Annotated in this window: 25 protein-coding genes, 1 other RNA gene and 1 pseudogene; 16 read left to right on the top strand and 11 right to left on the bottom strand. The window is 64.5% G+C overall.

Annotated features, from left to right (window positions below):
* Window positions 1–6: 6 nt before the first annotated feature.
* Window positions 7–882, bottom strand: a complete 876-nt coding sequence (locus N0D28_RS02775) for an AAA family ATPase (protein ID WP_260560873.1) — start codon at window positions 880–882, stop codon at window positions 7–9.
* A gap of 61 nt (window positions 883–943) precedes the next feature.
* Here N0D28_RS02775 and N0D28_RS02770 point away from each other — a divergent pair, with 61 nt between their 5' ends.
* A complete protein-coding gene (locus tag N0D28_RS02770) occupies window positions 944–1,549 on the top strand; it encodes a nucleotidyltransferase family protein (RefSeq protein WP_260560872.1) in 606 nt (201 codons plus the stop codon).
* 45 nt (window positions 1,550–1,594) lie between these two features.
* Here the strand turns inward: N0D28_RS02770 and N0D28_RS02765 are convergent, their stop codons facing one another.
* Window positions 1,595–3,715 (bottom strand): S8 family serine peptidase, encoded by a 2,121-nt coding sequence (locus tag N0D28_RS02765; protein ID WP_260560871.1) that lies wholly within the window; start codon window positions 3,713–3,715, stop codon window positions 1,595–1,597.
* Window positions 3,716–3,818: 103 nt separating this feature from the next.
* Here N0D28_RS02765 and N0D28_RS02760 point away from each other — a divergent pair, with 103 nt between their 5' ends.
* Together N0D28_RS02760 and N0D28_RS02755 are read left to right on the top strand one after the other, a co-directional pair.
* On the top strand, window positions 3,819–4,385 hold the full coding sequence (locus N0D28_RS02760; RefSeq protein WP_260560870.1) for a metal-binding protein: 567 nt from the start codon (window positions 3,819–3,821) through the stop codon (window positions 4,383–4,385).
* A gap of 73 nt (window positions 4,386–4,458) precedes the next feature.
* The gene (locus N0D28_RS02755) at window positions 4,459–5,091 is read left to right on the top strand and encodes a hypothetical protein (protein ID WP_260560869.1); all 633 of its coding nucleotides are present in this window, start codon (window positions 4,459–4,461) and stop codon (window positions 5,089–5,091) included.
* Between the two features lie 9 nt (window positions 5,092–5,100).
* On the opposite strand, the gene N0D28_RS02750 is transcribed toward N0D28_RS02755, so the two are convergent.
* Window positions 5,101–5,649, bottom strand: a complete 549-nt coding sequence (locus N0D28_RS02750; protein WP_260560868.1) for an SRPBCC family protein — start codon at window positions 5,647–5,649, stop codon at window positions 5,101–5,103.
* A gap of 12 nt (window positions 5,650–5,661) precedes the next feature.
* Window positions 5,662–6,219 (bottom strand): DUF1802 family protein, encoded by a 558-nt coding sequence (locus N0D28_RS02745; RefSeq protein ID WP_260560867.1) that lies wholly within the window; start codon window positions 6,217–6,219, stop codon window positions 5,662–5,664.
* A 180-nt stretch (window positions 6,220–6,399) separates the two neighbouring features.
* Here N0D28_RS02745 and N0D28_RS02740 point away from each other — a divergent pair, with 180 nt between their 5' ends.
* Window positions 6,400–7,191, top strand: coding sequence for an IS982 family transposase (locus tag N0D28_RS02740; RefSeq protein ID WP_260560866.1), 792 nt, complete (start codon window positions 6,400–6,402; stop codon window positions 7,189–7,191).
* 217 nt (window positions 7,192–7,408) lie between these two features.
* Here the strand turns inward: N0D28_RS02740 and N0D28_RS15620 are convergent, their stop codons facing one another.
* Window positions 7,409–7,810, bottom strand: a complete 402-nt coding sequence (locus N0D28_RS15620; protein ID WP_376777648.1) for a type II secretion system protein — start codon at window positions 7,808–7,810, stop codon at window positions 7,409–7,411.
* A 296-nt stretch (window positions 7,811–8,106) separates the two neighbouring features.
* On the opposite strand from N0D28_RS15620, the gene ffs reads away from it, so the two are divergent.
* The 4 genes from ffs to lon all read left to right on the top strand — a co-directional run bounded on the left by ffs (window position 8,107) and on the right by lon (window position 12,783).
* An RNA gene (gene ffs / locus N0D28_RS02730) (signal recognition particle sRNA small type) lies at window positions 8,107–8,205 on the top strand.
* Between the two features lie 84 nt (window positions 8,206–8,289).
* Entirely contained in the window at window positions 8,290–8,898 is a 609-nt protein-coding gene (gene clpP, locus N0D28_RS02725) for an ATP-dependent Clp protease proteolytic subunit (protein ID WP_260560865.1), read from the top strand.
* Between the two features lie 57 nt (window positions 8,899–8,955).
* Window positions 8,956–10,152, top strand: a complete 1,197-nt coding sequence (gene clpX, locus N0D28_RS02720) for an ATP-dependent Clp protease ATP-binding subunit ClpX (protein WP_260560864.1) — start codon at window positions 8,956–8,958, stop codon at window positions 10,150–10,152.
* 189 nt (window positions 10,153–10,341) lie between these two features.
* On the top strand, window positions 10,342–12,783 hold the full coding sequence (gene lon, locus N0D28_RS02715; protein ID WP_260560863.1) for an endopeptidase La: 2,442 nt from the start codon (window positions 10,342–10,344) through the stop codon (window positions 12,781–12,783).
* 364 nt (window positions 12,784–13,147) lie between these two features.
* Here the strand turns inward: lon and N0D28_RS02710 are convergent, their stop codons facing one another.
* From N0D28_RS02710 to N0D28_RS02700, 3 genes are read right to left on the bottom strand one after another with little or no spacing between them, the layout of a single operon-like run.
* The gene (locus tag N0D28_RS02710) at window positions 13,148–14,038 is read right to left on the bottom strand and encodes a ribokinase (RefSeq protein WP_260560862.1); all 891 of its coding nucleotides are present in this window, start codon (window positions 14,036–14,038) and stop codon (window positions 13,148–13,150) included.
* A gap of 4 nt (window positions 14,039–14,042) precedes the next feature.
* Complete coding sequence (locus tag N0D28_RS02705) at window positions 14,043–14,597, bottom strand: nucleoside deaminase (RefSeq protein ID WP_260560861.1); 555 nt, start codon at window positions 14,595–14,597, stop codon at window positions 14,043–14,045.
* 9 nt (window positions 14,598–14,606) lie between these two features.
* Window positions 14,607–14,981, bottom strand: a complete 375-nt coding sequence (locus tag N0D28_RS02700; protein WP_260560860.1) for a hypothetical protein — start codon at window positions 14,979–14,981, stop codon at window positions 14,607–14,609.
* Between the two features lie 103 nt (window positions 14,982–15,084).
* Here N0D28_RS02700 and N0D28_RS02695 point away from each other — a divergent pair, with 103 nt between their 5' ends.
* Window positions 15,085–16,176, top strand: coding sequence for a pyridoxal phosphate-dependent aminotransferase (locus tag N0D28_RS02695; protein WP_260560859.1), 1,092 nt, complete (start codon window positions 15,085–15,087; stop codon window positions 16,174–16,176).
* Window positions 16,177–16,182: 6 nt separating this feature from the next.
* Here the strand turns inward: N0D28_RS02695 and N0D28_RS02690 are convergent, their stop codons facing one another.
* On the bottom strand, window positions 16,183–16,641 hold the full coding sequence (locus tag N0D28_RS02690; RefSeq protein ID WP_260560858.1) for a hypothetical protein: 459 nt from the start codon (window positions 16,639–16,641) through the stop codon (window positions 16,183–16,185).
* 126 nt (window positions 16,642–16,767) lie between these two features.
* On the opposite strand from N0D28_RS02690, the gene N0D28_RS02685 reads away from it, so the two are divergent.
* The 7 genes from N0D28_RS02685 (at window position 16,768) to N0D28_RS02655 (ending at window position 21,825) form a co-directional block, all read left to right on the top strand.
* Window positions 16,768–17,412, top strand: a complete 645-nt coding sequence (locus tag N0D28_RS02685; RefSeq protein WP_161882243.1) for a response regulator transcription factor — start codon at window positions 16,768–16,770, stop codon at window positions 17,410–17,412.
* Complete coding sequence (locus N0D28_RS02680) at window positions 17,405–17,647, top strand: hypothetical protein (protein WP_260560857.1); 243 nt, start codon at window positions 17,405–17,407, stop codon at window positions 17,645–17,647. Before N0D28_RS02685 ends, N0D28_RS02680 begins: the two co-directional genes overlap by 8 nt.
* A complete protein-coding gene (locus N0D28_RS02675; protein WP_260560856.1) occupies window positions 17,644–18,507 on the top strand; it encodes a serine hydrolase in 864 nt (287 codons plus the stop codon). The genes N0D28_RS02680 and N0D28_RS02675 overlap by 4 nt, the downstream gene beginning before the upstream one ends.
* A gap of 243 nt (window positions 18,508–18,750) precedes the next feature.
* Window positions 18,751–19,584: a c-type cytochrome gene (locus tag N0D28_RS02670; protein WP_312846429.1), complete on the top strand. Its 834-nt coding sequence runs from the start codon at window positions 18,751–18,753 to the stop codon at window positions 19,582–19,584.
* Between the two features lie 31 nt (window positions 19,585–19,615).
* Window positions 19,616–20,269, top strand: a complete 654-nt coding sequence (locus tag N0D28_RS02665; RefSeq protein ID WP_260560854.1) for a Rieske 2Fe-2S domain-containing protein — start codon at window positions 19,616–19,618, stop codon at window positions 20,267–20,269.
* On the top strand, window positions 20,266–21,567 hold the full coding sequence (locus tag N0D28_RS02660) for a cytochrome b (RefSeq protein ID WP_260560853.1): 1,302 nt from the start codon (window positions 20,266–20,268) through the stop codon (window positions 21,565–21,567). The genes N0D28_RS02665 and N0D28_RS02660 overlap by 4 nt, the downstream gene beginning before the upstream one ends.
* Window positions 21,568–21,630: 63 nt before the next feature.
* Window positions 21,631–21,825 carry a hypothetical protein gene (locus tag N0D28_RS02655; protein WP_260560852.1) on the top strand — a complete coding sequence of 65 codons (195 nt, stop codon included), beginning with the start codon at window positions 21,631–21,633 and terminating at the stop codon, window positions 21,823–21,825.
* A 65-nt stretch (window positions 21,826–21,890) separates the two neighbouring features.
* Here the strand turns inward: N0D28_RS02655 and N0D28_RS02650 are convergent, their stop codons facing one another.
* Entirely contained in the window at window positions 21,891–22,235 is a 345-nt protein-coding gene (locus N0D28_RS02650; protein ID WP_260561958.1) for an MDR/zinc-dependent alcohol dehydrogenase-like family protein, read from the bottom strand.
* Window positions 22,236–22,410: 175 nt separating this feature from the next.
* Window positions 22,411–22,572, bottom strand: a pseudogene (locus N0D28_RS02645) (glutathione-dependent formaldehyde dehydrogenase); the annotation flags it as partial.
* Between the last annotated feature and the right edge of the window lie 131 nt (window positions 22,573–22,703).

Below are 22,703 nucleotides of genomic sequence, written 5' to 3'. Positions count from 1 at the left end.
CTCCAATCAGACGTTTTGTAGTGCCGCCGTCATCAAGGCTTGCAGCTTCTGGCGCACCACCGCCTGATCCTCACGCAGCTTGACCACGCAGCCGAGCGTTTCCTCCACGACCTCCGGCGTAAGGGCCGCGTGATGCAGGGCCACCAGGGCCTCGACCCAGTCGAGTGTCTCGGCAATGCCGGGGGTTTTGGCCAGCGGCAGGGCGCGCAGGTAAGCCGCCGCGCCGACCACCTGGCGGGCCAGCCGCCCCTCCACACCCGGCAGGCGCGTCCGCACGATGTCCAGCTCAGCCTCGGGCGTGGGGTAATCGACCCACAGGTACAGGCAGCGGCGGCGCAGGGCGTCACTCAGGTCGCGCTCGCGGTTGCTGGTCAGAATGACGTGGGGGCGGCTCCTGGCCGTCACGGTACCGAGTTCGGGAATGCTGACCTGCCACTCGGCCAGCAGTTCGAGCAAGAAGGCCTCGAACGCCTCGTCAGCCCGGTCCACCTCGTCGATCAAGAGCACCGGGGCCACGTCCTGGCTGATGGCGTCGAGCAGTGGGCGGCGCAGCAGAAACTCGGGGCGGTAGAGGTCTTGCTCGCTCTCGCGCTGGCCCTGGCCTTCCAGCAAGCGCAGATGCAGGAGCTGGCGCGGGTAATTCCACTCGTACAAAGCAGACTGGGCATCGAGGCCCTCATAGCATTGCAGCCGGATCAGCGAAGTGCCCAGCGCCGATGCCAGCGCTTTGGCGGCCTGGGTCTTGCCGACGCCCGCCGGGCCTTCGAGCAGGAGCGGCTTGCCCAGCAGCGTCACCAGCCGCAGGGCGGTGTTCAGGGCCGGGGAAGGCAGGTAGCCGGTGGCCGCAAGGGCCGCGCCGAGGTCGGCTGAGGGTGATGACATGGTTGCCGCTCAGGGTAGCAGGCGCTGGGCTTCTCAACTGCGGGCCGCTAAACTAAAGGCCATGAACAGTCCGGTCTGGGGCGTGGTGCTGGCAGCGGGACTGAGTCGCCGCCTGGGGCAGCCCAAGCAACTGCTGGCGCTCGGCGGCGAGACGCTGGTGCGCCGGGCCGCCCGCGCCGTACTGGCAGCGGAGTTTGCGGGCGTGGTGGCGGTGGTGCCGCCAGGCGAGCTGGGCATCCGGATACGCGCGGTACTGGCTGACCTGCCGCTGGTTTTCACCGAATGCCCCCGACCCGACCTCGGTTTATCGGAGAGCTTCCGGGCGGGCCTGGCGGCGCTGCCCGGCGGAGTAGCGGCAGCCCACTTCGCGCTGGCTGACATGCCCTTCGTGACGTCCCAGCATCACCGGGCGGTGCTGGAGCTGTTCCGGGAAACGAACGCACCGCTGGTGCTGGCCCGCTACGGCGCTGAGGGCGTGCGCGCTCCGCCGCACCTGTTCCGGGCCGATCTGTTCGGCGGTTTTACCCAGTCGGGCGACCACGGCCCCAAGCACCTGATCCGCGAGTACAGTGCGCAGGCGGCCTGGGTGACGCTGCCTTCGGCAGCGCTGCGCGACGTGGACACGCCGCAAGATTGGGCGCGGCTGACGGATCAGGCTGGAAGTTGACGCCATGCTGCGGGGCATGGTGGTGGGGGAAGTCGAAACCTGCCCTCACGGCCCAACGTTCAGCGTCCCCACGTCCACCGCTGTCTGGTCCGGCCCCAGGGTGACGGTGGCCTTCGCACCCGGCTCGCCCACCTCGCCGCCCAGGCCGTTGCCGCTGCGGTCAAAGCCTGCCAGCACCTGAAACGCGCCGTCCGGCAGGTAGGCGTTGAAGCGGCCCGCGTTGTCGAGCGGCGGCGTGAAGGTGCTCGCCTCGCCCAGAATGCTCAGCGTGAAGACGTTGCTGACAGCGGGCGCGCCCAGGGCCGCCGCCGCATTGATGACGCCGAAACCCGTATCGTTGTCGCGGCCCGGCACGCCGAGGTCGGTGGCGGTGGCCTCAATGCGCTGCAAGGCTGCCGCCGGGGTACTGACCACACCCTTGCTGAGCAGCAGCGCCACCAGCGCGCTCACCTGCGGCGTGGCCTGCGAGGTGCCGGACTCGAACTGGTAGGTGGGTTGATTTTTCTGGTAATCCCAGGAGGTCGAGAAAACCGAATCGGACACCGGCTTGCCACCGAGCATCAGGTTCATGTTGAAGGTGGGGTTGCTGGGATCGGCCCCACCGTACGCGGCCAGCGCCACCTGGGGATAGCTCTGGCTGTACTCGGCGTGCAGCGGCAGGCCGCCCACATCGGGCCGCACCGAGGCCACGCTAACGGCCCCCGCGCAGGCCGCCGGATAGTACGGCTGGGTGCCGCCGCCGTTGCCCGCCGCCACGACCACCAGCGATCCCCGCTGGGTGGCGTCGGCGATGGCGTCGCACAGCGGCTGAGCCTCGGCCACACTGATCGGACCGCCCAGCGACAGGTTGATGACCTGGGCCGGGTGCGGGTTGGTGTACGTCACACCCTGAACCGTCACCGGCTGGCCCGCAGCGTAGTTGACCGCCAGCGCCACGTCTGACTCCGAGGCGTTCCCGAAGCGGTCGATCGCCCGCACCGGCAGCACCTTGATGGGTGCAGTCAGGGCCGCGCCCACCACGCCGCTCTCGCTGCATCCGGCACAGGGCGAGGCGAAGGTGCCCTCGCCTGCCACGATGATGCCGCTGACGTGGGTGCCGTGGCTGCCGTCCACGCCCGCTTCACCGGGGTCGGTGGGATCGGTGTCGGGGCCGAAGGTGTCGCTGGTCACCAGGTCGAGCGCGCCCTCGCTGCTTTTCCACAGCCGCCCGGCCAGGTCAGGGTGGTCGAAGCGCACCCCAGTATCGATCACCGCCACCGTCACCGGCTTGAGGTAAGGCGTGGTCTTCATGTCGCGCCACACCGCGCCGTAGCCCATCAGGCGGTAGGCATACTGCAAGGGCGCGTACTGGTCGGCGGGCGCGTAGGGGGCCTGCACGTCGAGCGCCTGGCCCGAACCGGGCTGGGTTGGGAGGTTCTGGGCACGCAGTACGGCGTTCGGCACCGCGTACTCGACGTTCGGATCGGCCCTGAGCGCCGTGAGGGCCGTCGCCTGGGCCTGGGCCTGGGCCTGGACGTTCTGGGCTTGCAGGATCTGACTTTGCGGGGTCCGACTTTGCAAGAACTGAGGCTGCACGACCAGGGTGCGGCCTGAATACGAGTTCAGGCCCAACGACTGCGCCCTGAACAATCCAGTTCCAGAAAACCCGTTTCCTCTCAGGGCCGCCGCAAAGGCCGCGTCCGTTTTGTATTTGACGATGATGCCCTGGGCGCTCGGCTGGGGGCCGGGCTGGGCATTCACCCGCAGCGGCGCGGGCGTGGGCAAAGCCTGTCCCAAAGCGGCGGCCACGCTCACCTGACCGCTGAGGTGGTAGAGATCGGCGCTCACGGTCAGGGTCGCGCTGCCCGCTGCGCCAGCGGGCGTTTGCCAGCCCAGTTTGACCGGCGTGCTGAGCCGCACCTGATCGGCGGTGTGCGGCGCGCCCGCGCTGCGGTTGATGCGGAAGGTGGTCTTCACGTCGCCGCTGCCGCTGCTGGGCGAGGCGGTGAGCCAGGCGGGCAGGCCGCTGATGAGCCAGCTTCCCTGAAAGGACGCCTGATACGTGGCGCTCAAAGCAGGTCCGGCGACCACCACCGCGTCACTGAGAGCACTGGGCGGGGCCGGTTGGGGGCAGGCGGTCAGCAGGGCGCTCAGGCCCAGCAGCGCAGTCAGGTTCAGGCGGTTCATCTGGCCTCAGCATGCCGCTTTTCGGCTGACGGGGGATGAACCAGATTGCCGGGCTTGCCTCCGCATTGACCTGCGGGGCGGGCGGTGCGGCACAATACCCGGCATGCCAAGCGGGCGCGTTCACAACATCATCAATACGGCGACTTACGGCGTGATCGCCGCCGCCGCCGTATGGGGCAGCCAGCAGCAACTGATCGTCATTACCCCGGTGCAGGGCCTGGCCTTCAGCGCTGCCTACGCCGCCGGAACCTTCCTGCTCTCTCCTGACCTCGATCTGGCCGAGGGCCGGGTGGACAGCAAGCGGCGCTGGGGCTGGCTGGGCTTCGTGTGGGTGCCGTATGGCCGGATGTTCAGTCACCGGGGGCTGTCACACACCTGGCTGCTGGGACCGCTGACCCGGCTCGTCTATCTGGGCCTGATGCTGACCATCGTGTGGGCGCTTCTCAGCGCTGTGTGGCCTGCTTTGAAGTGGCCTCCGCTCGGCCCGTCAGAATTCAACCTGACCTGGCTGCTGCCGCTGGCGCTGGGCTACTACGTCAGCCAGTGGTTGCACCTGATTGCCGACGGCGTGCGGCCCGACCACGGCATGCGGCGCGGTCAGCAGAAATTCAGGCAACTGCGCGGCAAGGCGCGTCGGTTGTCCCCCCAGAAATCGGGCCGCTGGAAATAACCCTGACCTGTGATTCACTCATTCGCCGCCCCCGGCACATCTGCCCCGGGACCCCGGCGCTATGCTCACCCACATGCGCGCTTTATTGCTGCTCGCCCTCGGTCCGCTGCTGCTCAGCGCCTGCTCGTCCAAAGGAATCACCCAGGTGCGCGCCCAGGTGCGGGGCTGGTCCGGCGGCGCGGGGCAAATCAGGGTGCTGGCCCGAGATCAGACGGTGCTGGCCAGCACCAGCCTCGACAGCGCGGGCCGCTTTACCCTGCCGCTGCCGAGCGCCCAGGCACTGTCGCCTTTCCTGCGGCCCAGTCTGCTGGCAGACACGCCGCCGAATTGCACCAGCAGCGTCACGTCCAGCGATCCGGCAGCCCAGTTTTATCAGATCAATCAGCTCAGCGCCTTTCCGGCGAGTGGCACCGTTCCCCTGCCCCTGGTGAGCCAGACCCGCAGCGACAATCCGGGCGGGGCCCAACGCCTTGACCAGCGCACCCTGATCTACGCCAGCACGGCGACGCGGGTGCAGGGCGAACGGCGCTGCCCGGTCACGCCCGCATCCGGGGCGGCGGCGCAGGCCACCACCAGCTTCGCCCTCAATCTCAAGGCCGGGTGGAATTACGCCGTGAGCCATCAGGGTCAGGATGCTGGCGGCACCGGCACCGCCCGGCTGGAAAGCGTGGGCGACGACGGCTTCGAGGGCTGGGCAGCCCTGTAAGAGCTGGAGCTACTTGGGGGCCCGCTGCCGCTTGCCCTTACGTTTGGCCGCTTCCTTCTCGGCACGCATCCTGTCCTGATACTGCTTGGCGGTGTCTTCCATCAGTTGCGCGCCCTGCTGATCGACAGCACGCTGCAACTCGATCAGGGTGCGCCCGCTCATGTTGCGAAGCTGCGCCTCGATCTGCTTCTCGATGAACTTGTAGCGGATGGTCGCGTTGGTGCTGAGCGTGACCTCGGTGCCGCCGGGAATGTTCTTGAAGACCCAGCCCTGGGTGTACCTTTCCAGTGGCCCGAACGGCTTGAGCGCTTCCCAGCCGCCACGAAACGGAGCCTGAATCTGGCCGTACTTGGCGGTGTATGACAACCCCAGCAGTCGGCGCTCCAGCTTGATTTTGACCAGCGAGCCGCTGATGAGCTTCTCGTCGCCCACATAGCTGGCTAAGCGGATATTGGGGTCCCAGCGGGTGCGGCGCTTGGGGTCAAGCGTCAGCCGGAACAGCACGTCGGGCCGCGCCCGGATGACGATGGTGTCTTTGAAACTGAGGGTCTGGGACATGATCTGCCCACTCTAGCGCCTGACGTGAAGGCGATCCCTGACCTCGCCGCGCAGGTGCTCCAGCGCCGCCTCAGCCAGCGCGGGCGCGGCGGCAGGCACCTCCAGGCCCAGCTCCAGCGGCACCCAGCTCACGCAGCCGAGCATCTCGGGCGTCTCGCTGATCGTCAGCGGTGGCGTCAAGGGAAAGACGCGCAGCACCAGGGCGTGCAGCCAGGGCCGATTGCGGTAGTGAAATCTCCGCTCGACGGCGGCGGCATTCAGGGCTTGCAGGTCTTCGAGCGCCAGCACCTGCTCCAGCGATTCGATCTTGTAGACGTCCAGCACCTCGGCGCGGGCGGGCAGGGCGATCTGGCCCGGCATAGGGTCGGGGCGCAGCAGCGGCTGAAACTCGGGGCGCAGTTCCGCCGGGTTCTGGTGTAGGAAGGTGGGATAGAGCAAAAACGCCCGGTGCTCGGCCTCGAAGCCGCCGTGCGTTTCCATGATGCCGCCTTTGCGGAGAATCACGGCGGTCTGGCCGCTGGTGAGGGCCTGGGCCTGGGCGTCCCATTCTTTGAGGGCGGGGAGGGTCATGGGGAGAGGGTAGCGGAAAAGAACGAACTTAAAGTGGCAGACGGACCCAGAGAAATGAGGGCCGCCCAGTAGTTACGACTTGGACTTGATTGATGTAGACACTGAACTAGGACAGATACATAAAGCCACCGCAAATAGGGGTTGACAACTGATGAGCAGGTATGAAAATGGGACGGTGTTATGGGCCGTCCCGATCTCAGTTTACCGCCGATCCCCAGCAGCTTCCAGCGCCTCACGACCTGGCTGAGCCCACAGATGCCAGAGAAATTGATCCATCGCCACGAGAAAATTTCGGATGCACAATTGGTGGCCGTCGCGGTGCTCCAGCACCTCCATAAAGCGGTGTATTTCAGCCGCTGGTGGGCGATGTTGAAGACCAATTTCTTTCCGTGGTTCCCCTCAGAAGTCCAGGCGCGGGTGCGCCTGGAGCGCTTGACACCCGTCATTGAGCGCGTGAGCGTTGAAGTCGAGCAACTCGACTTCAGTGTGATCGATTCCGCACCGCTGCCCACTTGCCTCTTCAAGCGGGCAAAACGCTGCAAATTTCCAGGTGCCGCGTATGGGTTTAGCACCGCTGGGATGGTGTATGGATACAAGGTACATGCCTGGACGACGCTGAACGGCAAGATTGCCAAATATGAACTGCACCCAGCCAACGTCCACGACTTCGTCGTTGGCTGTGAGATGAATGTTGACTGGCCCGCCTATGGTGGGCCAAAGCAAATTGGGGACAAGGGCTATCAATCTGGAACGTACCGCACACCGCCGAAAACGAACGCCAAGACGCCGGACCCGCGTTGGAAGGAAGAGTATGCTGCCGCCCGCAAGATCATCGAATCGGCCTTCTCCGTTCTCGTGGGCGCGGGGTTGCGCTGGGGGCAGGTCAAAACCAAGTTGAGCTTGCGGCGGAAAGTCGCCCTGGCCGTGCTCGCCTACAATCTCAAGTTTCGTGATATCGACCTTTCACCATAATCCGATGCTCAGGTCAGCCCCTATTCGCGGTAAAGCCGGTAGCCAATAGGTCTGATCCGCTGGCATTACCGAAATGATTATAATATCCAAGAGAAGATTTATTATGGTAAAGCCTTAACTGCTCTTGATCGTACTCCATTTTTTATTCATTACACTAGAGAGTCTATAGCTAACAAAAAAGCCGTCCCGGAGGACGACCTTATTATTAAACTATAAGTTACTTAGCGGCGACTACAGTGAGTGGGCTCTTGCCAGTGCTGCCACCATCGTAGGTGACGACAGTCGTGTAGGTGGCAGCGGTACTAGTGCACGTAACATCCGTGATCGGAGCAGGAGCATTCACAGACGCAGTGGGGGTAGCATTACCTGATGCTACGGTGACGACCTTGCTAGCGAGGGTGCAGGTAGCATCTGCACCAGTCGAGTTTGGATTGCCGACTTCCATAGCAGCCATCGCGGTGAGCACTTGGCGGGCCACGGCTGCAGCTGCCACATCGTTGGCTTTGGCGCGAGCACCCAGCAGGTTGGGGATCAAAACGGCGGCCAGGATGCCGATGATGGCGATGACGATGAGCAGCTCGATGAGGGTGAAGCCCTGGGTACGGTTCTTGTTATTCATGCTGTTCTCCTGGGTAGCGCTCGCAGAAAGAGAATTAAATAGCTGCGTTCGCCTGTTGCTATTGCGGCGGCGTCGGTGTCTCCTTCGCTGCTGAGTGAATGGTAAACGCCGCACTCTTACACAGCTCTTACGATCTGAGGCTGTGGTGGCCTGCCCTCGACCAGTGAGACCGGAGCCGTCTCAGCGCACGTTTTCCCTCTCCCCCTGGTCTGCACTGTCGACGACGGGAGTGTATGTCTGACAAAGACCAGCAGGCTTCCCACCCCGCCCCCGCAGGTGCTACACTGCCCTCCGCATTGCTGGCGTAGCGCAGCGGCGACGCTCGAACCTGGTCAGGGCCGGAAGGCAGCAGCCATAAGAGATGATCGCTGGGTGCCGTTACTCACCGGCAATGCTTTTTCGTGCCTGTATTTTTGGTCCCCGCAGAGGGGCGAACGTCGCCGCATCAGCGCACGTTTTCAAGGCAGACCCGCGCTAGAATGCCCGGCATGAGTGTTATTCCTTATGTGATCGAGCAGACCGGGCGCGGCGAGCGGATGTACGACATCTACTCGCGCCTCCTCAAAGACCGCATCATCTTCCTCGGCACGCCGATTGATTCGCAGGTCGCCAACACCGTCGTGGCGCAGCTTCTGCTGCTCGATTCGCAAAACCCCGAGCAGGAAATTCAGATGTATATCAATTGCCCCGGCGGCGAGGTCTACGCGGGCCTGGCGATGTACGACACCATGCGCCACATCAAGGCCCCCATCAGCACCATCTGCGTGGGCATCGCCATGAGCATGGGCAGCGTGCTGCTGATGGCGGGCAACAAGGGCAAGCGCCACGCCCTGCCCAACTCGCGCATCATGATCCACCAGGGGTCCAGCGGCTTCCGGGGCAACACCCCCGACGTGGAAGTGCAGGCCAAAGAGACCCTCTATTTGCGCGACAAACTGGTCAATATCTACCACCAGCACACCGACCTGCCCAGCGAGAAGCTGCTGCGCGATATGGAGCGCGACTACTTCATGTCGCCGGAAGAGGCCATGAAGTACGGCCTGATCGACTCGGTGGTCGAGAGCAGCCGCGAACTGGAGAAGGCTTGAACCGCCGTCTGTTCCTCATAAATTTGGTGCTCTCTATACCTGTAAAGGAGGCCGCCCGTGGCTGACCGTTGTTCGTTCTGTGGCCGCAGCCACCCCCAAATCGTCCAGCTCATCGAAGCTCCGGGCCGCACCGCCTTCATCTGCAACGAGTGTACCGAGCGCGCCTTCGATCTGGTCAAGCAGCAGCGCAAGGCGGGCGGCGAGTTCAACCTCGACGAGTTGCCCAGCGCCAGGGAAATCAAGACCTACCTCGACGAGTACGTGATCGGCCAGGACGAGGCCAAGAAAGCGCTGGCCGTCGCGGTGGTCAGCCACTACCAGCGCCTGGCGCACCCCGACGTGGGCCTGCAAAAGAGCAACATCCTCTTGATCGGCCCCACCGGCACCGGCAAGACCCTGCTGGCCCAGTCGCTGGCCGAGATGCTGGAAGTGCCGTTCGCCATTGCCGACGCCACCACCTTGACCGAGGCCGGGTACGTCGGTGACGATGTGGAAAACGTCATCGTGCGGCTGCTCCAGGCCGCCGATTACGACGTGGCCGCCGCCGAGCGCGGCATCATCTACGTGGACGAGATCGACAAGATCGCCCGCAAGTCGGAAGGCACCTCGATCACCCGCGACGTGTCGGGCGAGGGCGTGCAGCAGGCGCTCCTCAAGATCATCGAGGGCACGGTGGCGCAGGTGCCGCCGCAGGGCGGCCGCAAGCACCCCCAGCAGGAACTCGTTCAGGTCAACACCAAGAACATCCTGTTCATCGTGGGCGGGGCCTTCGACGGTATCGCCGACATTGGCCGCAGCCGCACCAACGTGCGCGGGCTGGGCTTCGGAGCCGAGCACAAGGGTGACGAGAAGGCCGAGCTGCGTTTCCTGCCGGAAGATCTGGTCAAGTTCGGCCTGATTCCCGAGTTCGTGGGAAGATTGCCGCTGGTCGTGCAGCTCCAGGACCTCGACGAGGAAGCGCTGATCCGCATCCTGACCGAGCCGCAGGGAGCCATCATCAAGCAGTACCAGGCCCTCTTCGGCTTCCAGAACGTGGACATCAGTTTCACTGAGGCAGCCCTCAAGGAAGTGGCCCACCGCGCCGCCGCCCGCAAGACCGGGGCGCGCGGCCTGCGGGCGGTGCTGGAAAAGTCCATGACCGATCTGCTGTTCGAATTGCCACTCGAATCGCTGAAAAAGGTGACCTTCGACGCCGAGAATATCGATGATCCGCTTAAGGTACTTGAGTCTAAGGGACTCAAGAAGTCTGCATAAAACAAAGCAGTTTAGATTACAGCAGCCCTCCAGCCTGCCCGTTAGAATTCCGGCATGTTGGAGGGCGTACTCTTTTTTACCAGCGGCTACTGTTTATCCAAGAACACCTGAGCTGAGGGTACGCCGATGTCCCAAGCCGTCTCTATCTCCGGCCCTGCAAGTTTGAGCGCCGGTTCTCAAGGAGCAAACATGATCTGGGAACTTCCCGTTGTCGCACTCAGAAATATGGTGATCATGCCCGGCGTGACCATGAACATCGACGTGGGCCGCCCCAAGAGCAAGCGGGCGGTGGACGAGGCCCAGTCGGCAGACCGCCGCGTCCTGGTGGTCACCCAGAAGGACGCCGCCACCGACGATCCGATGCCCGGCGAGCTGTTTGAGATCGGCACGCTGGCCGTCATCAAGCAGGTCGTGCGGCTGCCCGACAACACCTATCAGGTGCTGGTGGAGTCGCAGGAGCGCGTGAAGATGCTCGATCAGGTGCCCGGCAGCTACCTGCGGGTGCGCGTCGAGACCCTGGACACCCAGCCCGGCAACCCCGACGAGCTGCGGGTGCTGATGCAGGAAACCAAGTCGTCGTTCGAGGAATACCAGCGCCAGAACAAGACGCTGCGGCTCGACAACTACCAGCTCGAGGGCATCAAGACCCTGACCAGCGCGGGCGCGCTGGCCGACCAGATCGCCCACCACGCCACCTGGACGCTGGAAGAGAAGCAGGCGGTGCTGGACGCCAGCGGTGAGCAGCCGCGCCTGATGCTGGTGCTGCAACACCTGACCCGCGACCTCGAGCGCTTCAATATGGACAAGAAGGTGGCCGGGCGCGTCAAGGAGCAGATGGACGCCAACCAGCGCGAGTACTACCTCAGAGAGCAGATGAAGGCCATCGGCAAGGAACTGGGCGGCGGCGAGGAAGGCCCCGCCGAGGTTGAGGCCCTGCGCGAGAAGATCGAGGCTGCCGGAATGCCCGCCGAGGTCAAGGAAAAGGCCCTCAAGGAGCTGGCCCGACTGGAGCGCACGCCCGGCGGTAGCCCCGAAGGCACCGTGGTTCGTAACTATATCGACTGGCTGACCGATGTGCCCTGGAGCAAGCGCGACGAGGAAATTCTGGACATCGTCCGCACCCGCACCATTCTGGACGACGACCACTACGGCCTGGATGATGTGAAAGAGCGCATTCTGGAATTCCTGGCGGTGCGGCAGCTGACCCACAAGCCCGACGAACTCGACGAGAAGGGCGAGAAGAAGCAGCGCACGGCGGAAGAGCGCATCGAGGATTCCGAACTGCGCGCCCCGATCCTGTGCCTGGTCGGCCCTCCCGGTGTCGGCAAGACCTCGCTGGGCAAGAGCATCGCCCGCAGCTTGAACCGCAAATTTGTGCGGATGTCACTGGGCGGCATGCGTGACGAGGCCGAGATTCGCGGCCACCGCCGCACCTACATCGGCTCGATGCCGGGCCGGATCATCCAGGGCATGAAGAATGCCAGCGTGGTCAACCCGATCATGCTGCTCGACGAGATCGACAAAATGGCGTCTGACTGGCGCGGCGACCCCTCCAGCGCCATGCTGGAAGTCCTCGATCCCGAGCAGAACCACACCTTTCAAGACCATTACCTGGAAGTGCCCTACGACCTCTCGCAGGTTATGTTCATCACCACGGCCAACAGCCTCCAGACCATCCCCCGACCCCTCCTCGACCGCATGGAGATCATTCAGATTCCCGGTTACACCATGCCGGAGAAGCTCCAGATCGCCAAACGCTACCGCCTGCCCCGTCAGTTGCGTGGACACGGGCTGGAAGGCCGCCTGGAAGTCACCGACGCGGCGCTGCAACGCATCATCGAGGAGTACACCCAGGAAGCGGGTGTACGAAACGTGGACCGGATGATCAGCAAGCTGGCCCGCAAGGCCGCCCGCGCACTGCTGGAAACCCCCTGGGAAGGTGTGAGGACAGTGGACGCCGAGAACGTGCCGGATTACCTGGGCATCCCGATGTTCAAGCCCGACCGGATGGAGAAGGAAGCCCAGGTGGGCGTGGCGCAGGGCCTGGCCTGGACCTCGGTGGGCGGCACCATGCTGGTTGTCGAGGCGCTGGCGACCCCCGGCAGCGGCAAGATCATCATGACCGGGAGCTTAGGCGACGTCATGAAGGAATCGGTGCAGGCCGCCGTCGCCTACCTCCGCAAGCACGCCGCCGAGTACGGCGCAGACCCGGAGTTTTACAAGAATATGGACCTGCATGTCCACTTCCCTGACGGCGCAACGCCCAAGGACGGCCCCTCGGCGGGCATCACGATTGCCACCGCCGTCATCAGCGCCATCACCGGACGCCCCGCCCGCATGGACATCGCCATGACCGGCGAGATCAGCCTCAGGGGCCGGGTGCTGCCTATCGGCGGCGTCAAGGAAAAGCTGCTGGCAGCCCACCAGGGCGGTATCCGTGAGGTCATCGTGCCCAAAGACAACGAGCCGAACCTACAAGACCTGCCCGAGAGCATCCGGGGCGAACTCAAGATCCACACCGCCAGCAACGTCGGCGAGGTGCTGGCGAGAATCCTGCTGAGCGCCCCCGAGCAGCCGGTGTCGCCGCCCCCGACCCTGAGCAAACCTGCCCAGCCGGGAGCGCCGAGCTAACGTTCTGAACTGGAAAACCCACCTCTCCCCTGCTTCACGGCGGGGGAGTTTTTTGTAGGCGTGAGAAAATAGCCTTGCCATGAAGCTCAACCGTCGGCGCAAAGCAGACCACTCCACCGGCTGCTGCTGATCGCCGCTCCGTTCGTGCTGACCTTCAACCCCATCAAGGAGTGTCGTCAGCACTGTCCCGACTGCGGACTGGAGCGTGTCCGTCTGGAGGCGTCAGCGTCGCTGGCCCTGCCAGCGCGAGAAGATTAGCAAGACGCATATTGGGAAGACTTGCGGCACGCCGATCCCGATTCGGTGGTATGGCAGTGCCGGATGTGCGGGGCACGGTTCAAGCAAGACAGCCTTCTTACCGAAATCAACTCTTGAGCGCTGCCTTGATCTCTTCTCCCGTCGGCATGGCCGCCTGCGCCCCCAGCTTGGTGCAGGCCAGTGCCCCGGCCACATTCGCAGCCTTGAGCGCGTCGGCCAGCCCCACGCCGCCCGCCAGCCAGGCTGCCAGCACGCCGCAGAAGGTGTCACCCGCGCCAGTGGTGTCCAGCACCTCGATTTTGTGTGCGGGTTGCTCAAGCACCTGATCTGGAGTGACGGCCAGGGAGCCGCGCCCGCCCAGCGTGACAATCACTGTCCCTACACCGCGCGCCAGCAATGACCGGGCCGCCGCCTCTTCCTGATGTTCCGGCCCGCCCGCAAGCTGGGCGAGTTCGTGCTCGTTGACGATCAGCAGGTCCAGCAGCAGCCACAGTTCGTCAGGCAGTTCGCGGGCGGGGGCGGCGTTGAGCATGACCTGCGCGCCCGCCGCTCTGGCCCGCCGGGCGGCAGCCAGCACCGTGGCCTCCGGAATCTCCTGCTGCATCAGCAGGTGGGTCACGCCGGAGAAGTCGGCAGGCAAATCGGCTGCCGAGAGCCGAGCGTTGGCCCCGCTCGCCACCGTGATGCTGTTCTCGCCGTCATCCGAGATGGTGATCAGGGCGACGCCACTGGGGACATCCAGTTCGCGTAAGTGGGTCAGGTCCACGCCCGCCGCCGCCAAAGCCTCACGCGGCACCGGGGCAAAGCTGTCGTGGCCCACCGCTCCGCAGAACGCAACGGACGCGCCCGCCCTGGCCGCCGCCACCGCCTGATTGGCTCCCTTGCCACCAGGCGCGATCTGGGCGTCGTCGCCGAGCACCGTCTCGCCCGGCTGGGGGGCCTGACGCACCCGCACCAGAATGTCCGTGTTGAGGCTGCCGACGATCAGAACGGTCATGGGGTCAGTCTATCCCCGCCGTTTCCACCGGGTAACGCTCTTGCCACAGCTTCCAGCCCTCGTCGGGAAAGGCTTTTTTTGCTTCCGGGGCAAACAGCGCCGCACCCTCATGTTCCAGATCAGGTTCGGGGCAGGCCACCACCTCGGTTTCCCGCATGGCAGGGTGGTCAGCCCAGGCGATCAGGCGTCCCGATCCGCCCCAGGCGTCACCCGTCGCCCACACCAGCCTTCCCAGTTGCAGCAGCGACGAGGCTCCGCCGCACATCAGGCAGGGTTCCAGGCTGGTGTAGAGGGTCAGCGATTCGGGGTCTTTGAGCTTCCCGGCCTGAAAGAACACGTCCATCTCGGCGTGTGACACGCTGGCGTCGCCCACATGCTCAGCAGTCTGCGCTTCGCCCACGCGGTTGCGGCCCCGGAAGACGATCTCGCCGTCCGCATCGACCAGGACCGCCCCGACAGGCGAACTCCCCGCCTCCTGGGCCTCGCGGGCCAGCTTGAGGGCTTCTTGCAGGTAGCGGCGGTGCGACTGGGTATGAAGAGCGGGCGACTGGGATGACATGGCGACAGTTTAGGAAGAAGGCGGCCCGCCGCTGGACTCATCGGTATTCGGCGTTCCTGAAGATTCGGCCTGTGGACCGGGTGGCGGTGCTGGGAACGGCCCCGCCGCCGCGTCGACGACGGTCAGCGAGCGCAGCGTCTCACCCTGGTGCCAGCCGTACTCGGGCGTCCTGAACCCCAGGCCCTGCGCGATGGCCTCGGCGGTGGCGTGGTCGGGCGTGTCGTCCAGGCTGAAGAGTAAGAAGCGCGAGCCGCCCGGCGCGATGCGGCAGTACAGGTCTTCGCCGATCTGGACCTGCTGGGTGCGTTCCAGGTCGCGGGCACGCTGCTGGGCGCGGCGCAGCACGTCCCTGATCTTGACGGTATCGGTGGGGGGCAGGGCCATACACCCAGGGTAACGAGTTTGGCGCGCGGCGTGTGCGAACTTGCCGCACCGAACAGAAGTCAGACGGCTGAAGTCATCTGGGAAAAAGGTTATAACCGGAAGTATGACCACTTCCCCCGCTCCCACCCAGGCTGCGCCCCTCTCCGGCGTGCGCGAGGCGGTGCGGCGCACCCCGGCTTATCCGTTTACCGCCATTGACGCGCCGATCAAGCTCGACCAGAACGAGAGCGCCCTGGACCTGCCGCCGGAGCTGCGCGCGTTGGCCCTGGAGCGGCTGGCGACCCAGGAATGGAACCGCTACCCCGATCTGCACGCCGACACCCTGCGCCACAAGATCGCCGCCTTCGAAGACTGGGACCCCAGTGGCGTGGTTGTCACACCCGGCAGCAACGTGCTGATCAAGCTGCTGACCGAGCTGGCGGGCCTGCATCAGACGGTGCTGAGCGTGCAGCCGACCTTCTCGGTCTACACCCTGGAATCGAGCCTGCTCGGCGCAGAGACGGTGCTGATGCCGCTCAATCCCGACTTCTCGCTGCCAGTGGAGGCCCTCAGCGCCGAGCTGGGCGGGGGCGGGCCGGGCCTGCTGTTCGTGACCCAGCCGCACGCACCCACTGGGCACCTCGACGCCGAGGCCGACGTGCGGGCCGTGCTGGACGCTGCCGGAGAGGGCTGGATTGCCGTGCTGGACGAGGCCTATCACCAGTTCTCGGCCTTGGATGGCCGGGCGCTGGTGCGCGGGCGCGAGAACCGGGTGTCACTGCGAACCTTCTCCAAAGCCTGGGGTCTGGCCGGGCTGCGGCTGGGCTACGCGCTGACCTCACCCGCCCTGGCTGCCCACCTGCAAAAGCTGGTCAGCGCCTTCAACGTCAATATCCTGACCCAGACGGTGGCCGAGGTGGCGCTGGAGCACCCCGGCTACGTGCGGGAGCGGGCCGCCCAGACCATCGCCGAGCGGGAGCGGGTGCTCTCAGCCCTGCGACATCACCCGGTCTACACGGCGCTGCCCTCGCAGGCCAATTTCTTCTTACTCCGCACGCCCGACGCCGACGCTGCTTACCGGCACCTGCTCTCGCGCGGCATCCTGGTGCGCCGCCAGGACAAGCTGCCGATGCTCGAAGGCTGCCTGCGGATCAGTATCGGCACACCGGAACAGAACGACGCCCTGCTGGCGGCACTGGGCGAGATCAGTCAGTAGTCTGGATCAGCGCCGATTGAAATCGGGAATCAGCAAAGTTCTCAAGGCGCTCTTGCTGCCGAACACCGGGAACAATTCCTGCTTGAGGTAGGAATTGACCACCGCGTCGTGAATGCTGGGCGGCAGGGTACCCGCCGGATACTGGTTGCTGACCGGATCAATCGGGAAGCCCAGCGCGAGTGACCCCACCAGCACCAGCCCGGCCAGAAAGCCGCCCACTGCCCCGACTGCCAGATGCCAGGTTTCAATGACCGGGCCGACCAGCCGCCGGGCCAGCCAGGCCACCCCGAAGCCCAGCAGCAGCGCAGCGGGCAGGGCGACCCAGCCACTCAGCAGGGCGTTGCAGACAAAACAGACGGCCACGATCCCCACGCCCCAGGCCAGGCCCGCCAGCCCGCGCCGGGCTCCCAGGGCGGTGGTGGCGGCCAGCAGAGTCACGAGCAGGGCGTCAAACCAGGTAATCACGCTGGACAGTTTAAGGCAAGGAGTCTTGCAAGAGGTTCACAGCCGCCCGCCTGCCGCCTCTGTGTATGGGCCGGGCCTGTAACGTTTGGCCCACTGCCGACGCCGAAGCGGGGGTAGACTGCACGCATGATTCGTGTGCTGCTGGCCGATGACCACGCCCTGTTCCGCCAGGGGTTACGAAGCCTTCTGGAAAGTGAGGGGATGCGCGTCATCGGAGAAGCCGCCAACGGACGCGAGGCCATTCGCTACGCTGCCGAGACGCACCCCGACGTGATCCTGATGGACATCCAGATGCCGGAACTCGACGGCGTCAAGGCCACCCAGAACATTCTGGAAATCGACGCCAACGCCCGCGTCATCATCATCACCATGTACCGCCAGGACCGGTACGTGTTCGAGGCGGTCAAGGCCGGAGCGCGCGGTTACATCCTCAAGGACGCCGACGCCGCCACCCTGATTGACGCCATCGTGCGCGTCGCGGGCGGTGAAGCCCTGCTCGACCCCGACATGGCCCAGAATGTGCTGGATGATTTCCGTGACAAGCGCGAGGTGCTGCCCAGCGGCAAGCACGCCGACCTCAACGAGCGCGAGACCATGATCCTCAAGCTGCTGGCCCAGGGCTTTTCCAACCAGGAGATCGCCCTGCGGCTCGACATCTCCGAGAAGACGGTCCGCAACAGACTCTCGGAAATTTTCACCAAGTTGCAACTCAACAACCGCACCCAGGCCGCGCTCTACGCCATTCGGGAAGGCATCGCCAACCTTGAGTAGAACACCCAGCCCGCGTGCCGCGCGTCCCACCGTCCAAACGTACCGGGCCGGTTGCGCCCGCACCTGGGCACTCACCTCCGCCGAGCCGGACCTGGCCTACACCGACCTCACCTTCCCTGAATGCCCTGACTGCCCGCACCGGGTCACGCCGGACGGCGGGCCAGACTTCTGCACACTCAGGCCGCAGGGCACGGCCCATCCGTTCGCCGCGCTGGCCTCCCTGAAGCTGACGTGACGCCCAAGGAGCGCGGTCAGGTCTTTTTGGAGCAACTCCGCGCCCAGGGGTATCCCGGCGAGGTGGGACTGCACGTCAGCACGCTGGACGGGCAGCTCTTGGCGACGCTCAACGCCGACACGGTGTTTCCAGCGGCCAGCACCATCAAGGTGCCGCTGCTGCTACTGGCGCTGGAGCGGATTCAGTCGGGAGAACTCAACCTGAAGGAACGTTTCGAGCTGCACGCCGAGGACCAGGTGAACGGAGCGGGTGTGCTGCATGAACTCGGTGCGGGGCTGCGGCCCAGCCTGCAAGATCTGCTGACGCTGATGATCATCGTGAGCGACAACACCGCCACCAATCTGGTGATCGGGCGTCTGGGGGTGGAGGCGGTGAACGCCTGGCTGGACGAGCAGGGCTGCCCCCACACCCGGCTCATCGGCAAGCTGCAACTACCGCCCGGTCAGCACAACCCAGCCCAGCGCCGGGGAGAGCGCAACCGCACCACAGCCTCTGAGCAGGCCCGGTTGCTGCTGGGGTTGTGGAACGGCAAGCGACTGGACTCGGTTCACCGTGAACTGGCCCTCTCAATTCTGGGCCGCCAGCAGTACCGCGACATTCTGGCCCGCCCGATGCCGAAAGACGCCCAGGGCGAACCCCTCTACCCGACATATACCAAGAGCGGCGAACTCAGCGGCGTGCATCACGATGTCGGCCTGCTGCTGCTTCCCAGCGGGCTGTGCGTGGCCCTGCTCAGCCGGGGCGGCAGCGACCTGACCGGGCACCCCGACAACCGCGACGCGATTGCGCTCTCGGATACGCTTTACCCGCTCCTGGCCGCACTCGGCGGGGTTTATGAGTGGGTGGGCGGGGACATTTAGACCACTCATTTTTACATACATTGAGTGGACGCCAAGTCGCGCCGTTCTGGGTGCCCCGCTTCAGTGGAAAACTCGACTGGGCGCGTTGCCAGCGCTCTTGGGGCCAGTGCGGGCGTGGTATGCTGGGCGCGGATTTAGGAAAAAAGCGCGGCGCAGTCAGCGTCACTTCACGCATGAGGGAGAAAGAACGTGGAACGGAACGACGCAGTGATGCCCTCGGTCGCGATTGTACTCGCGGCGATTATGTGGATTACGCTTCTCTTTTTATTCAACCAGGAAACTGCCCCTGAGCCGGTCAAGATTGATCCGGCCCTCAGTGCGGCAGCAGCCAAGGACTGGCCTGTGCTGGGCAAGGCGATCTTTACCCAGGGCAACGCTGCCGAGGGAGCCGGAGCCTGTGCAGGCTGTCACGGCCTCAACGGGCAGGGCGGCGTGGGCCCGAAGCTGGCCGGACAGGAAGTCATTTTGCAGGACCCGGTGCTGGTCCATACCCGCGTGGTCAACGGTAAAGGGGTGATGCCCGCCTATCAGGGCAAGCTCAGCGACAAAGAGATCTACGCCGTGACCAACTACGTGCTCAACTCCTGGGGTAACAAGGCCACCCCGCCGCTCGTGACGCCTGCCGTGGTCGCCGCCGCCGCCAGCACCATCAGCCCCGATGTGCTCAAGAACCGCTCGCGCTTCGTGCCCGAAGAGATCAAGCTGCCGGAAATCACGCTCGTCACCTTCATGCTGCTGTGCCTGACCTACGGCATCATCGGCCTGTACAGCGTCTGGGCCGAGGGACAGGAACTCAAGCCCGGCATTCACAAGACCCGCAGCTCACCGCTCTCGATGCTGGCGATGATGGCCACATTGATCGGCGTCATGGTGTTCGGGGTGCTGTTCGCCCGCCAGATTCTGGTTGACCTGGCCGGGTGGTCCGCCGACCCGATCGTCAAACCCGATGTGACGGCAGAAGGCTTTTATTCGGCGATGGTCGTCCTCCTGCTGGGCGTGGCGGCAGGCCTTTACAAGAAATACTTCATGGACAGCGAAGTGCTGATCGAAGACTCCAGCGGTGAGTTCCCGTGGTAAGCGGGGTTGCCGCGGGCATGGTGAAAAACTTATGACCAAGTACAGACGTGCAGACCCTGAAATTTCCCGGCGCAAGTTCATCAATGTGGCGCTCGGCACCGCTGGAGCCGTGGGCGGCCTCGGCTTGGTGACGGCGCTGGCCGGAGTGCGCCCCCCCAACCGCATCACCTTTGCCAAGTTGCCTGCCGTGGACGGCGACATCCTGGTGCATGCCGAAGGCCCCAACAACGGCCTGCCGATCAAGGTGGCCGACCTCAACGACAAGATCACCCGCGCCTGGCCGCAGGGCAAGGACAACAAGGGCAACACCGTCATCAAGAAGGACGAACCCAACAACCTGCTGATCATCTACAAGTTCCCGGTGGCCGAACTGGTGGCCCCCACTGACCTCAAGGGCACCGATCAGGGCGTGGTCGCCTACAGCGGCATTTGCCAGCACCTCGGCTGTCAGGTGGGCGACAACGCCTCCAAGCCTGAAACCATTCTGTGTCCCTGTCACTCCGGGGCGTATGATCCGCGCGCGGGATGTAAGGTCATCGGCGGGCCACCGCCCAAACCGCTGCCGCAACTCCCGATCAAACTCGACGGCGACGGCGTGATGGCCACTGCGCCGCTGGAAGGTCCCTATTTTGGCTTGACGGACAGCGACTGGAAAGCGCTGCTTGAGGAGGCGAAGACTCTATGAACCAGTGGCTCGACGAACGGCTTCACATCTCGCGTTTGAACGACAAGTTTTTGCGTAAAGCCTTTCCGGTTCACCACAGTTTCTTCCTGGGTGAAATCACGCTGTTCTCGCTGATCGTGTTGATCCTGACCGGCGCGATTCTGGCGCTGTTCTACGAACCCAGCACGGTGCTGGTCAAGAACCCGCTCGACCCCACCTCGGTCAACCTGGTGCCCGCTGCCTGGGCCAGCGCCATCAACATCAACGCCATGCCGTTCGGCGACATGCTGCGGCGGATGCACCACTGGATGGCCAACCTGATGATGGGCGCGGGCCTGATGCACATGATGCGCATCTACTTCACGGGAGCCTACAAGAAGCCCCGCGAGATCAACTGGTGGATCGGCCTGCTGCTGATCATCTTCACTGCGCTCACCGCCGTCACCGGCTACAGCCTGCCCTACGACAACTTCGCCTTCACCACCCTCAAGGTCGTCGTGGGCATCGCCTCGAGCATTCCCTGGATCGGCGAGTGGGTCGGCCAGGCCGCCTTTGCGGGCAAGTTCCCCGGCCCCGGCATCATCTCGCGCGTCTACGGCTACCACATCATGCTGCTCCCCGGCATCCTGCTGGCCCTGACCGGCGCGCACATGCTGCTGATGATCAAGCAGAAGCACACCCAGCCGCGCTACGCCAAGGAGCTGGCCTACAAGAAGATCGTGGGCGTGCCGCTGATCACCCAGCAGACCCCCATCATGCTGATGCTGGCGCTGGTCTTCACTGGCCTGGTGATGCTGTTCGCCGCCTTCATCCCGGTGCACCCCGTCGAAGTCTTCGGGCCGCCGAGTAACCAGTCGCCCATCGTCAAGCCGGACTTTTACCTGCTGTGGGTCTTCGGCATCCTGGCGATCCTGCCGGGCAGCCTGGAATTCAATCTGTGGGGCGGGGTGTTCAACGCCGAGTTCTTCGGCGCGCTGGTCACGCCGGGCGTCATCATCGGCTTGCTGTTCGCCATTCCTTTGATTGACCGCAGCAGCGAGAACCAGTACTACGCCGAGAATCCCACCGATTATCCGGTGAGGCTGGGACTCGGGATCGCCTTCTTTGTCATGATCGGGGTCTTCAGTGTGGCAGGCTACCGACCTGAGCTGGTGCAATCGGGCATCCTCCAAGAAAGCAACGCCAACATCATTCTGTGGATTCTGGCGATTGCCCTGCCGGTGATCAGTTACTTCGCGGTGATCGGCATCGTACGCGGCATCCGCAAGCTGCGTGAGGCCGACGAGCGCGAGATGCAGGCCGCCGCCGCCGACGATTAAACCAACTCAAATCAGGAGGGCCGGACAGGGTAACTTGTCCGGCCCTTCTTTTATGCTGTGAGGGTGAGTGATCTTGAACTTTATCTGGCTGAGCAAGCCCGCCGCCTCGGCCTCTCTCCCCTGACGCTGGGCGCGGCCAGTGCCGAGACGCTGCATACTTACTGCGCGGCAGTACTTCACGAACTTGCGGCGCGGGGGCTGCTTGAGGGCGAGAGCGAGATCGGCTGCCACACAGCAGCGCGGGCAACGGGGAACTAAAAAGAAGGTTAAAAGCCGAAGAATCTGGGAGACGACACCCTCCAGACCCTTCGACCCTCAGATGTTCAGACTTCCTTTCGGGCCTGCTGCGGCTCCAGCTCCACCTTGATCCAGCCGGGCTGGCGCTTGTCGAACGCCTTGTAGGCGCTGATGGCGTCCTGAGTCCCCTCATCCTGGGTCAGAACTTTGGTGGGATCAATCACGCCAGCAGCCACCATGTTGACAAGACGGGGAATGTAGGCACGGTGGTCACAGTTGCCCATTCGGAGGGTCAGGTTCTTATTCATGGCCTTGCCAATGGGGTAACTGGTCGTGGTGGGCGAGTCCACCCCGATGATCCCGATCTGCCCCGCCTTTTTGACCACTTCCACTGCCCACTCCAGCACCTGCGAAAGGCCGTCGCCGGGCACCCACTGACCATCCTTGGTGGGCTTGGCGTCGGGGGCGTTCTGCTAGACCTGGGCCTTGAACTGCCTTGAGCTGCTCGGCATCGGGCTTGGCCGGGCCGCTGTAGGCGTGCTGGGCGTCGATGCCCACCACGTCAATCACGGAGTCGGCTCCCACCCCGCTGGTCAGGCGTTGCACGGCCTTCACCGGGTCTTCGGTGTCGAAATTGACGGTCTCAGCCCCGTTGCGCTGGGCCATGTCGAGTCGGTCTGGCAGCCAGTCCAACGCGATGATGCGGGTCGCGCTCAGCAATCTGGCCCTGATGATGGCGAACTGACCCAACGGCCCACAGCCGAACACGACCACCACGCTGTCCTCCTTGACACCCGCAACATCGGTCCCAAAGTAGGCGGTAGGGAAAATGTCGGAGAGCAGGACGGCCTGATCGTCGCTGACAGTACCAGGCAACTTGATCAGGCCGCTGTTGGCGT

This window comes from Deinococcus rubellus (genome assembly GCF_025244745.1).
In the GTDB taxonomy this organism is placed as follows: Bacteria; Deinococcota; Deinococci; order Deinococcales; family Deinococcaceae; genus Deinococcus; species Deinococcus rubellus.
This window is presented reverse-complemented; position numbering and strand designations above follow the sequence as displayed.

Bases quoted from the DNA above. Each gene is read 5' to 3' on its own strand.
- N0D28_RS02775 (WP_260560873.1), bottom strand. From the start codon at position 882: ATGTCATCACCCTCAGCCGACCTCGGCGCGGCCCTTGCGGCCACCGGC.
- N0D28_RS02770 (WP_260560872.1), top strand. From the start codon at position 944: ATGAACAGTCCGGTCTGGGGCGTGGTGCTGGCAGCGGGACTGAGTCGC.
- N0D28_RS02765 (WP_260560871.1), bottom strand. From the start codon at position 3,715: ATGAACCGCCTGAACCTGACTGCGCTGCTGGGCCTGAGCGCCCTGCTG.
- N0D28_RS02760 (WP_260560870.1), top strand. From the start codon at position 3,819: ATGCCAAGCGGGCGCGTTCACAACATCATCAATACGGCGACTTACGGC.
- N0D28_RS02755 (WP_260560869.1), top strand. From the start codon at position 4,459: ATGCGCGCTTTATTGCTGCTCGCCCTCGGTCCGCTGCTGCTCAGCGCC.
- N0D28_RS02750 (WP_260560868.1), bottom strand. From the start codon at position 5,649: ATGTCCCAGACCCTCAGTTTCAAAGACACCATCGTCATCCGGGCGCGG.
- N0D28_RS02745 (WP_260560867.1), bottom strand. From the start codon at position 6,219: ATGACCCTCCCCGCCCTCAAAGAATGGGACGCCCAGGCCCAGGCCCTC.
- N0D28_RS02740 (WP_260560866.1), top strand. From the start codon at position 6,400: ATGGGCCGTCCCGATCTCAGTTTACCGCCGATCCCCAGCAGCTTCCAG.
- N0D28_RS15620 (WP_376777648.1), bottom strand. From the start codon at position 7,810: ATGAATAACAAGAACCGTACCCAGGGCTTCACCCTCATCGAGCTGCTC.
- clpP (WP_260560865.1), top strand. From the start codon at position 8,290: ATGCCCGGCATGAGTGTTATTCCTTATGTGATCGAGCAGACCGGGCGC.
- lon (WP_260560863.1), top strand. From the start codon at position 10,342: ATGATCTGGGAACTTCCCGTTGTCGCACTCAGAAATATGGTGATCATG.
- N0D28_RS02710 (WP_260560862.1), bottom strand. From the start codon at position 14,038: ATGACCGTTCTGATCGTCGGCAGCCTCAACACGGACATTCTGGTGCGG.
- N0D28_RS02705 (WP_260560861.1), bottom strand. From the start codon at position 14,597: ATGTCATCCCAGTCGCCCGCTCTTCATACCCAGTCGCACCGCCGCTAC.
- N0D28_RS02700 (WP_260560860.1), bottom strand. From the start codon at position 14,981: ATGGCCCTGCCCCCCACCGATACCGTCAAGATCAGGGACGTGCTGCGC.
- N0D28_RS02695 (WP_260560859.1), top strand. From the start codon at position 15,085: ATGACCACTTCCCCCGCTCCCACCCAGGCTGCGCCCCTCTCCGGCGTG.
- N0D28_RS02685 (WP_161882243.1), top strand. From the start codon at position 16,768: ATGATTCGTGTGCTGCTGGCCGATGACCACGCCCTGTTCCGCCAGGGG.
- N0D28_RS02670 (WP_312846429.1), top strand. From the start codon at position 18,751: ATGTGGATTACGCTTCTCTTTTTATTCAACCAGGAAACTGCCCCTGAG.
- N0D28_RS02665 (WP_260560854.1), top strand. From the start codon at position 19,616: ATGACCAAGTACAGACGTGCAGACCCTGAAATTTCCCGGCGCAAGTTC.
- N0D28_RS02660 (WP_260560853.1), top strand. From the start codon at position 20,266: ATGAACCAGTGGCTCGACGAACGGCTTCACATCTCGCGTTTGAACGAC.